Raw genomic sequence first — 12,653 nt, forward strand, 5'->3', positions numbered from 1 at the left:
TTCACGTTCGCGATGTCGACGCCCGTGCCGTCGCTCTTCACACGAACTTTTACGTTGTAATCCACTACCCGTTTGACCGGTACCAGGATCTTCATGAACTCGCTCCAAAGTTACGTTTACGTCAATCCGCTGCCATTATAACCACTCGGCTTATGACGTATTTATTGCATATTTGAGGCAATTTGTGGCAAAAATCCATGAGACGCTCTGATTTTTCCACGCATGCGCGATCTCGTGAAACTCGGTGTCGGTGCCTGACGGGACGCGCCTGAGCGCCGCATCCTCACCCCGAACGATCGTGCTATTTTTATGCAAATCGCCCATCACAGCCAGTTTCCTCGTGGTGCGTTTCCTCTAGAGAAATCGCACCAGCGCGCTGACGGCTATGATCGAATGGCGCACCAACAAATACACCAACGGTTTCACCGACAAATCGCAAAATCGCAGCGCCGTCGTGCGTATGACGGCCACCCGGGCATTGCGCCAGGAGGAGACATGACAACGCATTCGGAATCGCGCCTGCAAGCCAGCGACGGGTTGACGCTCCACGTCCATACCTGGCAACCGGAAAACGCCCGCACCGAGGGCATCGTGGGCATCGTGGGCACCGAGGACAGCAAGGGTGCCGAAGGTGTCGAACGCACCCCGCTTCGTGCCGTGGTCGCCATCGTGCATGGCATGGGCGAACATGGTGGACGGTACGCACGTCTGGCCGAGCACTTCGCGCAGCAGGGTATTGCGACCGTCGCCTACGATTTGCGTGGGCACGGCCGCTCGGAAGGCGCGCGCGTCTACGTCGATCGGTTCGACGAGTATCTGAACGACACCGAGATCTTCCTCACGCACGTGCGCACCACGTTCGGCCCGACACCGCTGTTCCTGCTCGGTCACAGCATGGGCGGCGCCATCGCCGCGCTCTATACGATCACGCGCGCGCCGGCCAATGTCAGCGGACTGATGCTGAGCAGCCCGGCGCTCGCGCCGGGCGAACCCGTCGCGCCCTGGATGGTCACGGCCGGACGCTGGGTGTCGCGCTGGTTGCCGAAGGTACCGGTCTTCAAGATCGATCCGACAGCCATCGCCCGCGACAAGGCCGTCGTCGATGCCGCGAAAAAGGATCCGCTCAACGCGTACCGCGGCACACCGGCGCGCACGGCCGCCGAGTTGCTCGACGCCATGGCGCGCATCCACGCCAATGCCGGCGCCCTGCATCTGCCGATCTACCTCTTCCACGGCACGGCGGACCGGCTCACCGCGCCATGGGCGAGCGAGCAGTTTCACGGCAATGTCGGCTCGCAGGACAAGACCCTGCGGCTCTATCCCGGTCACTTTCACGAAACGCTCAACGACCTGGACCGCGAGAAGGTCATCGACGATTTGACGGCCTGGCTGGTGGCGCACCTCCCGCAAATGCAGGCCCGGCAACCCGAAGCGTCGGAAGTAGAAGGGGTGCAAGGGGCGTCGGAACCCTCCGAACTGGAGATGGACGCGATGCAAGGCACGCGCAACGCCGGCACGGCCCGGACGCCTTTCGGCACACATCGGCGTATTTGACGCGCGACGCCGAACCGTCCTGCCCCGCGCAGGACGGAATCCGCCCTGCAAGCAGGGTCTCGCGATGGAATGCCTCGGTGCGCGTTACACTGAAGCGGTATGGATTCGCGAGGAGCCTACGGCATGCAAGCGCAGACGAAATACTCGCCGCAAACGGTCACCGGCATGCATTTCTGGACGCCGACGATCTTCAGCATCAAGACGACCCGCCCGCCCGGCCTGCAATTTACGGCCGGCCAGTTCGTGCGGCTCGGACTGCCGGGCGACGATGGCGCGCTGATCTGGCGCGCCTATTCCTTCGTGAACTCGCCCGCCGAAGATACATTGGAGTTCTATGTCATCACCATTCCCGAAGGGCAACTCACGCCGCGACTGGCGCAACTCAAGGTCGGTGACGCACTGTTCGTCGACCACACCGCATACGGCTTCCTCACGCTAGATCGCTTCACCGGCGGCGAAGACCTCTGGTTACTCGCCACCGGTACGGGGCTCGCGCCCTTCGTCTCGATCCTGCGCGACCCGACCGTATGGCAACGCTTCGAGCGTATCTTCGTCGTACACAGCGTGCGGTGGGCGCGCGACCTCGCGTATTACGAGGCGCTCAAGCATTTCTCTCACCCTGACGTCGATCCGTCGTGGGTGGACAAACTCCACTTCGCGGTGAGCGTGACGCGAGAGCAAACGCCGGGCGCACTTGACGGACGCATCACCTCGCTGCTGTCGTCGGGCGAACTCGAAAAAGCGCTGGGCGCGACGCTCGATCCGGCAACATCGCGCATCATGGTCTGCGGCAATCCCGACATGATCAAGGAACTGCGCACATGGTTCACCGGCCATGGTTACGCCGTCAGCCGCACGGCGACGCCGGGGCCGTTGGTGCTGGAAAAACAATGGTGAATGCACACGGCGTCATGCGCGAGCGAAACGCGGCTGGCGTGTCGGGTAGCCTGTCATGCGCCGCGCCACCCGAGCGCGGCGATCAGTCCGTCGGCTTCGCCCAATCGGGCGCACGTTTCTCGATGAACGCCTGTACGCCTTCGAGGGCACACGCGTCCATCATGTTGCATGCCATCGTCTGCCCGGCCATCTGGTACGCGGCCTCGATGCCGGTTTCGGCCTGCCGGTAGAACAACCCCTTGCCTGCGGCCACCGCTGCGGCGGGCTTGGCGAGAATCGAGCGACACAGCGCCGCCACTTCGGCATCGAGCCGCTCCATAGCCACCACACGATTGACGAGTCCGCGCTCGCGCGCCGTGTGTGCATCGATGAAATCGCCCGTCAGCAGCATTTCCATCGCCTGCTTGCGCGTGAGGTTGCGCGAGAGCGCAACGCCGGGCGTGGCACAGAACAAACCGACATTGATGCCGGAGACGGCAAAGCGGGCCACCGACGTCGCCACCGCAAGATCGCACATCGCCACGAGCTGACAGCCGGCGGCCGTCGCAATACCGTGCACACGCGCGATAACCGGCTGCGGCATGCGTTGTATCGTCAGCATGACGCGCGTGCACCGGTCGAACAACGCCCGATAGCCATCGAGCGACGGTTCGGCGCGCATCTCCTTGAGGTCGTGCCCCGCGCAAAACGCCGGACCGGCGGCGGCGAGCACCACCACGCGAGCGCTGTCGTCGCGCGCGACATCGTCGAGTGCGCCTTGCAGCGCGTCAAGCATCGCCTCGGAGAGTGCATTGAAATGACGCGGACGATTGAGTGTGAGCGTGACCACGCCGGCCAGCGCACCGTCTGCACGACTGACGCACACCAGCGGCTCGGGGGCCGCCGTCGCTTGCAATGACGTCATGTTGTCTCCTGTGCCACACGTTCGCGCCGCCGTGAGGAGGCACGCCAGGCGACTATCGAACCGGAACGCCGGCGTGCGGCCATCAGACGTCGGCGAGCACCTTCAGATGCGCCACCACACTGCGGCCGAGCGCCGAGAGGTTGTAACCACCTTCGAGGCAGCTCACGATGCGTCCCTTCGCGTGGCGATCCGCGATGGCCTTCACTTCCTTCGTGATCCAGGCGAAATCCGCCTCGGTCAGTCCCAGCCCGCCAAGGTCGTCTTCCCGGTGCGCATCGAAGCCCGCCGAGAAGAAAATCATCTCCGGACGGAACGCGTTCAGGCGTCCCAGCCAGCCGTACTCGATGGCTTCGCGCGCGGCCATGCCGGACGTGCGCGCTTCGAGCGGAATGTTGAGCATGTTCGGCGCCGGGTCCTTCGCGCCGGAGAACGGGTAGAACGGGTGCTGGAAAATGCCGCACATCAGCACGCGCTCGTCGTTGCCGAACGCCGCCTCCGTGCCGTTGCCGTGGTGCACGTCGAAGTCGACGATCGCCACGCGCGACAGTCCGTGGACTTCGAGCGCGTGAGCCGCCGCGATCGCCACGCTGTTGAACAGACAGAAGCCCATGGCGCGCGTGGGCGTGGCGTGGTGCCCCGGCGGACGCACGCTGCAAAACGCGTTGTCGAGTTCACCGCGAAGCACGGCGTCCGTCGCCGCCACGGCAGCCCCCGCCGCACGCGTTGCCGCACGCCACGAATACGGATTGAGCAGCGTATCGGGATCGATTGGGAAGTAGCCGGACTCGGGAATGTTGTCGCGAATAAAATCGATGTGGTCTTGGGTGTGCACGAGCCGCAGGCTGGCCTCGTCGGCCACCGGCGCTTCACGGCGTTCGAGCAGACCGTCGATGCGTCCGGCGATCAGTTGGTCCTCGATGGCACGCAGCCGCTCGGGGCATTCCGGATGCCACTCGCCCATCTCGTGACGGACGCAATCGGGATGTGTATAAAACCCGGTAGCCATTCGTTGTGTCGCCTATCGCTTCGAATCGTTATATTGGGACGGGCGGGGGATGCCCGCCGCGCCGTCGTCTCCACGTCCGGTAGCGGCCGGATGCGGAGCCTGGCTCGCGCCGCAACGATGTGACTGACAGCAGTCGACGACACCTGCAAACGCGTGCCGATGGCCGGCATCCCCCATGAACACTGTCACGGACAGTGCACAGGCCTTAAGGTATCACAGGTGCACTCGGTTATACTGCCAGGCAGTCTCCCAGCAGACCCGTGACAGCCGGCAACGGCCGTTCTCCCGAAATTCGGGACGGCAGGAACTGGCATGAATGGTTGACGCTCTAGGTAACAACGCACGCCGAGTCACTTATCGACGCCGATCGCATCAATACCGTGCGCATCGAAAATGGCTTCGACGAGAGCATCAACGCGACTAACGTGACGATGGCCCCAACGGCAGCGTCGCCTTCGGACTTCATACAGGCCTGACAGACAGCATGACATCACCGGTACGGATGTACGATTCTCTCCCGACGGCGCACGCGCGCCTCACCCATCGACCGGAGACTGGCCGCCATCCCGCGATGGCCGCACTCGGCAAACCTGCCGCACCAACGCCCCGGTCGCCCTCGGTTGCGCAACACACCCGCCGCTCGCGGGCTTCACGCTCGATGCGCGTCATCGGTTCGCTCGGTATTGCGCTGTGCATCGGCGCGTTGGCGCTCGCGAACGTGGGCGCGCACGCGCAGTCACGCGGCAAACAGGCGGCACAAACGGAGTTCGAGGAGGAAGTGGTGCCGCAGCGCTACGCGGCGAATCCGGAAGTCGACGCGTTCATCAACGATATCGTGGCGCGCGACGGCTTCGACCGTAACGAATTGCAGAAGGTCTTCTCGCGCGTCGTGTTCTCGCAGACGGCTGCCCGCCTTGCTGCCCCGCCCGCGAGCCCCGGTCAGAAGAACTGGACGAATTACGAGAAGCGCTTCCTCGACAACACGCGCATCAACGGCGGTGTGCGATTCTGGAATCAAAACGCCACGGCGCTCTCGCGCGCCTCGAAGGAATACGGCGTGCCCGAGGAGATCATCGTCGCGATCATCGGCGTCGAGACGATCTACGGGCGCAACATGGGCAACTTCCGCACCATCGATGCGCTCACCACGCTCGCGTTCGACTATCCCCCTGCACGCAACCGTTCGGAGCGTATGGCGTTGTTCCGCAAGGAACTGGAAAACCTGCTGCTCTACGCACGCGAGCGCGGTGTCGATCCGTTCAGCATCTATGGCTCATATGCGGGCGCGATCGGCATTCCGCAATTCATGCCGTCGTCGATCCGCAACTTCGCGGTCGATTACAGCGGCGACGGCAAGATCAACCTGACGACGGATGTCGCCGATGCCATCGGCAGCGTCGCCAACTTCCTCAAACAGCATGGTTGGCAACCGGGCCAGCCGGTCGTATGGAACATCGCGGCGGACCGCGGCAGTCAGGGGCTGGCGGAGGCCGGTGCCGACGGGCAACCCGAACCGCATTGGAAACTCGGCGACTTCATCAAGGCCGGCATGCTCATGAACGAGCCGCGCCTCGATGTCGGCTCGGCGCTCGACACGCCGGTGCTGATCGTCGATCTGCCGACGCCGGGACAAGCCACGCAGTACCGCATGGGCCTGACGAACTTCTATGTGCTCACGCGATACAACCGTAGCTTCTTCTACGCGATGTCCGTCTACGACCTGGCGGACGCCATCAAGGCGGCACGCGCTCCCTGACCCTCGTCGGCCGGCCGTCGTCATGAAAAACGGGACCCTCGGGTCCCGTTTTCGTTTAAGGCGTCATTGGCCGGCTCATGCCGGGAAAACGCCCGTCGAGAGGTAGCGGTCGCCACGGTCGCAGACGACGAATACGATGGTCGCGTTCTCGACTTCATGCGCGAGATTCAGGGCGATCTGGCATGCGCCGGCCGCCGAGATGCCGCAGAAAATCCCCTCTTCCGCCGCAAGCCGGCGCGCCATGATTTCCGCGTCGGCCTGCGTCACCGACACCGTACGATCAACGCGTGCGCGGTCGAAAATCTTCGGCAGGTACGCTTCGGGCCACTTGCGGATGCCGGGAATGCGCGAGCCTTCGGCCGGTTCCGCGCCGATGATCTGCACCGCCTCGCTCTGCTCCTTCAGATACTGCGAAACGCCCATGATCGTGCCCGTCGTTCCCATCGCGGACACAAAGTGCGTGACGCGGCCTTCGGTATCGCGCCAGATTTCCGGACCGGTGGTTTCGTAGTGGGCGAGCGGGTTATCGGGATTGGCGAACTGATCGAGGATGACGCCACGGCCGTCGCGCTGCATCTGTTCGGCGAGGTCACGCGCATATTCCATACCGCCTTTGACCGGCGTGAGGATGATCTCCGCACCGTAGGCGCCCATGCTCTGACGGCGCTCGATGGAGAGGTCTTCCGGCATGATCAGGACCATCTTGTAGCCGCGGATCGCGGCGGCCATCGCCAGTGCGATGCCGGTGTTGCCCGAGGTCGCTTCGATCAGCGTGTCGCCCGGTTTGATGCGGCCGCGCAACTCGGCGTGTTTGATCATCGACAGCGCGGGACGATCCTTCACCGAGCCCGCCGGGTTATTGCCCTCGAGCTTGCCGAGAATCACGTTGTTGCGGCGACGGATCTCGTCGTCGGGCAAACGCACCAGTTGCACCAGAGGCGTATTGCCGATGGTGTCTTCGATAGTCTTATAGGCCATTGCGCTAAGCTTTTTTCGGTCGGGAATCAGAACATTCTAATCCACCGGCCATGACCGCGCTCGGGCGCGGTCTCGCGGCCGGGCATCGCGCTGACGAATGCCCCGATGCATGCCCGGACGCACACCCGGCGAGTTGGGAATCAGGAATAGGGAATTCGGGCGCCGGTGACGTCAGTGTTCCGGGGCGCCGGCGCTCGCCGGTGCAAATCGCCGGACCAACAGGTCCATATCCCGCATGAACCGGAAGTAAGCATGTCGATCGTACGCCATGCCTGAGTCGTCCACGGACGCGCTCAGCGCATCGAGACTTGCCACAGTGGCCGTCTCGTCCAGAATCAGCAGCCCTCCACGAACCCGATGCAACAGCCCGGCGATTCGCGCAGTGTCGCCACGCTCAACTGCCATGTCGATCAACGCGCGATCCTCGAACCATTGTTCGAGAAAGAGACTTCTCAGTTTCGCCGAGGGTGTGTCGATCTCGGTCTCCCGCTCCGCCCGGGGCGTCAAGGGCATTTCCGGAAAAAATCTGCTGAGCATGCTTCGAATCTCGGACATCGATATCGGCTTGATCAATACGCCGTCAAAAACGGCCTCCGCCCCCGAGGCAACCGTGACATCCGCGCTGCACAGCAGCATCGGGATCCGCATGCCCATCGCTCGCAACTGTTCGCACAGAGACATCCCGCTCATGCCGGGCAGGTTCGAATCGGTCACCACCATGTCGTACTGCCGCCGGGAAACCATCGACATGGCCTGTTCGGCCGAATCGGCGAGGTCCACGACGGATATCCCGACAATCTGTAGCTGGTCGCGAAGCAGACGGGCGCTGACGCCGTCATCCTCGACGACCAGCGCCGTCAAATCGCGACCTCGCCACGCCTCGGCGCCCGGCCGCGCGTGTCCCGCCAGCGGCCGGGCGCTCTCCAGGAGGATTTCGGCAACGCCATCGAGCCACGCGCGCCCGCTGTATGCCGAGACTTGCAGGCGCGAACCGCGCCACGTCGGTGTAAAAGGTGCGTCGAGCGCGATCAGCAAACTACGCTGCGTGTCCGAGGCGCCGTCGGGCACGTCGTCCACGGACATCGCCACCATCACGCAGAGCGTTTTTTCGCCACGGGGAAGTCCTGCAAAGGCGTCGCCGAACCGCGCGGATTCGTCGAGTCTGACGACTGCGCCGGGAAACCATGCGCGGAACTGCTCTCTCAGCGACGTCGCCCACAGTGGGTGTTCGCAGCGAATGGCGATGTGTTCGGGGGCCGGCGAAATGCCCGGCGCGGCATCGCCCCCCACTTTCGGTGCCGGCAGCGACACGGAAAACAGCGTGCCGACACCGCACTCGCTTTGCACGGCAATCTCGCCGCCCATGTGCGCGACGATCTTTTCGCATAGCGCAAGCCCCAGCCCCGTGCCACCGCCCTGCCGATGTGCGGCGCCCCCCTGCACGAACGGCATGAAGATCCGGTCAATCTCGCTCTCCGGTATGCCACGGCCGGTGTCGGCAACGCGCAGCAACAGCCGATCGGCGTCGTCGACCGACAACGCCACCGTCACGGTCCCGTGATCGGTAAATTTCACGGCATTGCTTGTCAGGTTCATCATGACCTGCGACACCCGCACCGGATCGACATGCCAAACCCCGCGCGCCTGCGGCGCAATCAGGCAAAGCAAACGCACGCCTTTGGCCCGAGCAATCGGAAAGAGTGTGCGAACCGTCAGTTCGAGCGACTCGTCGACGCGGGTATCGACATTACGCAAGGCAAATTCAGCGTCGCTCAGTTTCGAAAAGTCGAGAACATCGTTGATCAGCGACAACAAGGTCTTGAACGAATCCATGGCAACTTCGAGATACCCGCGTTGGCCACGGCTCAGCGTGGACATGCCGAGGAGTTCGAGGTTGCCGAGCGCGCCGTGCAGCGGCGTTCGGATTTCGTGGCTGATCGTTGCGACGAAGACGCTTTTGGCGTTGTTCGCCTCCTCCGCCCTTCGTCGCGAGTCCAACAGCGTTCGCTCGATGTCTTTTTGCTGCGCAAGATTCACGAGCCCGATCACAAAGACCTCCTGGCCTTTGTATTGAGCGCTTGCGTAGGCCACGTCCAGTTCGGGCGCCATCTCGAACCGGCCGATATCCCCGGCGGCGGCCTCGCCTCGCGCGTGAGCGTTCACGCGTTGCCCCACCTGGGCCAAAAAGGCGGATGGCGTCACCCCGTCGTTCAATCGTGACGCCGCCAGTACGCTCAGCTCTTGCGCTTCCGTATTCTGCATAAGCACCTCGCCGGTCGAGCGGTCGACGACGGCGAGGCTCACCGGTGCGACATCCAATACGGAACGGCTGAACGCCTCGCTTTCCGCGAGCCGTTTGACCTGCTCGCTTGCCGGCCTGACAACGCGATTTCTGAGCCAGACGGCGCCGATCCATACGAGGCCAAGACCGAGCGTCGTCGCCAGCATGAGCCAAAACAACTCGGTTCTCACGCCCAGCAGCAAGTCCTGCCATGTGTAGGCGTAGACGGCAATCCAGTCCGGCCCCGGCACCCGCTGCGTGATCAAAAAAATGCCGTCACGCCAGAAGGTCTGCGTCTTGTTGCCGGACGCCAGGTGCAACTCAGGATATCGCTCGAATACGCGAATCCACTTGGCTTGATAGGGGTCGGACGAATCGATTCCCAGGAACCGGTTATTGCGGCATGTCACGACGAAGAAGTTCGGGTCGACATCCCCCTGAAGAAAATTGTGGCTGAACTTTTCACATGGGATCGTGAGCACAATGGTCGCGAGACGGCGACCGTGTTCGAAGACGGGCGCGGCGACATATGTGGTGGTCAGATCGCTCAACGGGTCTCGGGCAACCGTCAGCCAAAAGACCTTGTGGATCATTTCGTCGTCGGTCAGATTCCCTAGCCTCTGCTCGATCGGTGCGCTGCGGTCCTTGATGTATTGAACGATCGAGACGTTCCGAGGCGGGCCGGCGTCCAACGGTGCCGGCATGACCGATGGAGACGAGCCCAGAAACCGCCCGCTGGGGCTGTACACGAAGCCGCGCAGCGCATCCGTCGCGGCCGCATCGCGCAACACGCGCGATGTGGACATTACGCCGGTCAGTTCGAGCAGGTCCTGCAATTCATGTGGATCGTCGTGCTGGTCCGCGCTCAACAATATCGAGTACGGCGCGGTGGTCTGCCCGTTTTGCAACGGTAGCCACGGGGGCTCCTCGAGCCAATGCCCGGTTTGTGCAGCGCTGCCGGCATAAGGCGAGAATTGCCAGTTCCAGTGGGCGAACTCGAAGGTACTTACCAGTTGACGAACACTGGCCTCCTGCATGTCGACTTCCGTCTTCAACGACTCGCGGCGAGCGGCAAACGTCTGGAGGTATTCCTGCTTCTGATGCGACACCAGCAAGTAGCTAACGCCAGCCGCACACACGAGCATGAGCGCGCTAAGACACAGCGCTGACGCGAGTAGCAAGGGTTCCGTCAAGGCAACGCCGCGCGCTCCCGGGATTCGGGAGGGGCGCAAGCCGCTTCGAGACGTCATTGCCATGCCTGTGTCGGAGATGACTTAGCCGAAATATTCAACGTACAGGCGGTACAACTCGGCGTCGGATTTCGCGCCCAGCTTTTGCATCGCCTTGAGCTTTTGTGTACTGACGGTTTTAACGCTTCGGTTCGTTCGCATGGCGATTTCAGTGACCGATACGCCCTGACCGACGAGCCGGAAGACTTCGAGTTCGCGCTCGGAAAGACTGCTCAGCGTGCCGGTGTCCCCGTCGGGTCCCAGCAATTCGGCCGCCGTTTGCGGATCCAGATACTTTCCACCTGCGTTGATGTTGCGAATGATGCCGGGCAGGCGCGATATTTCGTCGCTCGATTTTCGAAGGAATCCGGCGACGCCCAGATTCATGACGCGGCGCACCAGCGATGCGATGTCGCGGTGGCCGGTCAGGACAATAATGGCAAGGTGGGGAAACTTTCGGCGAATGCGGTGCAGCAGATGCAATCCATCGGGCTCCGAATCTCGCTCGAAAGCGTAATCGCAGATCAATACGTCGCATTCAACGTCGTTCAATGTGCTCATCAGACTTTCGATCGTCACGCACACGGCCTGAAGTTGAATATACGAATGCCTGCTCAACACGGCGCCCACCCCTTCGCCGACCACGGGGTGGTCATCTGCAACAACCACTCGGACAACATGCGATGCCGCTCTGGAAGTGCGATCCATAAACTTACCTATGGAGAAGCGCGAACGTTCCCGCATGATACTGCTTATGGTCATTGGGGGGCGTTCGGTAAATTGGGACGCGCAGTTATTCTCTTGACCGGCGATACCGAGCCTGCGGCTTCATTGCCGGTGTTCACACGTAAGCGGGCGCGCCGCGATGAAAAACGGTCGAAATAATGGCCGAACGAACGGCCGGAATAACGACTGCAAATCGGTTATTCCGGCCGCCCGACGGATTGAAACAGCGCCGTTAGAACTCGAACCCCACACCGGCGCCCGCTGTAACGCGTCGGCTCATGTTGTCGTACGCGACACCGGCACGCGCCGAAAAGGTGTCACTGAATCGCCGCCCGGCGCCGACAGCAAAGGCGACGGCGCGACCCGACGTGCCCGTGGCGAGCGAAACCGACGTCTTGCCGACGGTGTACGGAATCACCAGGTTGGCCTGCGCGGCACTTTGCGCCATGAAGCCATCCACTTTCCGATCGAGCTTACCGACACGGCTCTCCAGCCCCGAAACACGGTTATCGAACGCATTCATTCGTTCCGTGTTTGCGGCGATTGCTTTGCTATTTCCGACGATGTCTGCCGTATTTTGACGAATGGAATTACCGTTACTATTGATCCGGTCTTCAAGTCCTACCATTAGATCAAGACCTGCATCAATGTCTTCTGCATTTGTCCGAATGGCATTGCCATGCCGACTGATGTTATGACCGATATCCTCAATTACCTTTCCATGCCCCACGACGAGTTCTCCAGTGCTGACCACCAAGTCCGTGTTAGCTTGGATCTGGTTGCCAAGAGCCTCTTGGTTTTGCGCTAGTGCCACAATGTCCATCCCGTTCTCGATCGTGCTGATCAGGTTCTCAACGCCAAGAGGGAGCTTGGCCTTTGCGCCGTCCGCATCACCGTCGCCTTTGGTCACGGGGACCAGCGTACCGCCTTTGCCTTGATCGGGAACATGGACCAGTGCACCGCCTTTGCCTTGATCGGGAACATGGACCAGCGCACCGCCTTTGCCTTGATCGGGAACATGGACCAGTGCACCGCCTTTGCCTTGATCGGGAACATGGACCAGCGCGCCGCCTTTGCCTTGATCGGGAACATGGACCAGCGCACCGCCTTTGCCTTGATCGGGAACATGGACCAGCGCACCGCCCGTGGCAACTGCCTTGACACTCGCGTCTGCGCCAGACTCGACTTTCTTGCTTTCAGCGTAAACATCGAAACTGAAGACTGGCAGCGACGCCAGGAAAATCGCCTTAACCTTAAAAGAATTAAAAATACTCATGAAAACTCCAGAAACATTATTCGAATAACCACTTAAAACGCAACCT

9 protein-coding genes and 1 pseudogene are annotated in these 12,653 nt (G+C 62.1%); 3 read left to right on the forward strand and 7 right to left on the reverse strand.

Translation table 11 applies throughout. From position 1 onward, the window contains the following. Positions 1-95: pseudogene (locus tag PAN31108_RS11610) on the reverse strand (electron transfer flavoprotein subunit beta/FixA family protein); the annotation flags it as partial. A gap of 400 nt (positions 96-495) precedes the next feature. Here PAN31108_RS11610 and PAN31108_RS11615 point away from each other — a divergent pair. Beyond that, positions 496-1,554 (forward strand): alpha/beta hydrolase, encoded by a 1,059-nt coding sequence (locus PAN31108_RS11615; RefSeq protein ID WP_246183906.1) that lies wholly within the window; start codon positions 496-498, stop codon positions 1,552-1,554. A gap of 123 nt (positions 1,555-1,677) precedes the next feature. After that, entirely contained in the window at positions 1,678-2,451 is a 774-nt protein-coding gene (locus PAN31108_RS11620) for a ferredoxin--NADP reductase (protein ID WP_150669022.1), read from the forward strand. 82 nt (positions 2,452-2,533) lie between these two features. On the opposite strand, the gene PAN31108_RS11625 is transcribed toward PAN31108_RS11620, so the two are convergent. Both PAN31108_RS11625 and PAN31108_RS11630 read right to left on the reverse strand, forming a co-directional pair. Next, positions 2,534-3,355 carry an enoyl-CoA hydratase gene (locus tag PAN31108_RS11625; RefSeq protein ID WP_150669023.1) on the reverse strand — a complete coding sequence of 274 codons (822 nt, stop codon included), beginning with the start codon at positions 3,353-3,355 and terminating at the stop codon, positions 2,534-2,536. Between the two features lie 82 nt (positions 3,356-3,437). Next, on the reverse strand, positions 3,438-4,361 hold the full coding sequence (locus PAN31108_RS11630) for a histone deacetylase family protein (protein WP_150669024.1): 924 nt from the start codon (positions 4,359-4,361) through the stop codon (positions 3,438-3,440). A 502-nt stretch (positions 4,362-4,863) separates the two neighbouring features. Here PAN31108_RS11630 and mltB point away from each other — a divergent pair. Then, a complete protein-coding gene (gene mltB / locus PAN31108_RS11635) occupies positions 4,864-6,117 on the forward strand; it encodes a lytic murein transglycosylase B (RefSeq protein ID WP_150669208.1) in 1,254 nt (417 codons plus the stop codon). A 75-nt stretch (positions 6,118-6,192) separates the two neighbouring features. Here the strand turns inward: mltB and cysM are convergent, their stop codons facing one another. The 4 genes from cysM to PAN31108_RS11655 all read right to left on the reverse strand — a co-directional run bounded on the left by cysM (position 6,193) and on the right by PAN31108_RS11655 (position 12,607). Then, positions 6,193-7,095, reverse strand: a complete 903-nt coding sequence (gene cysM / locus PAN31108_RS11640; protein ID WP_150669025.1) for a cysteine synthase CysM — start codon at positions 7,093-7,095, stop codon at positions 6,193-6,195. A 171-nt stretch (positions 7,096-7,266) separates the two neighbouring features. Beyond that, positions 7,267-10,569, reverse strand: coding sequence for an ATP-binding protein (locus PAN31108_RS11645; RefSeq protein WP_174994943.1), 3,303 nt, complete (start codon positions 10,567-10,569; stop codon positions 7,267-7,269). Positions 10,570-10,650: 81 nt separating this feature from the next. Beyond that, positions 10,651-11,313, reverse strand: coding sequence for a response regulator (locus PAN31108_RS11650; RefSeq protein WP_174994944.1), 663 nt, complete (start codon positions 11,311-11,313; stop codon positions 10,651-10,653). 250 nt (positions 11,314-11,563) lie between these two features. Next, a complete protein-coding gene (locus tag PAN31108_RS11655; RefSeq protein ID WP_150669028.1) occupies positions 11,564-12,607 on the reverse strand; it encodes a YadA C-terminal domain-containing protein in 1,044 nt (347 codons plus the stop codon). Between the last annotated feature and the right edge of the window lie 46 nt (positions 12,608-12,653).

The sequence above is a fragment of the Pandoraea anhela genome (genome assembly GCF_902459655.1).
Taxonomy (GTDB): domain Bacteria; phylum Pseudomonadota; class Gammaproteobacteria; order Burkholderiales; family Burkholderiaceae; genus Pandoraea; species Pandoraea anhela.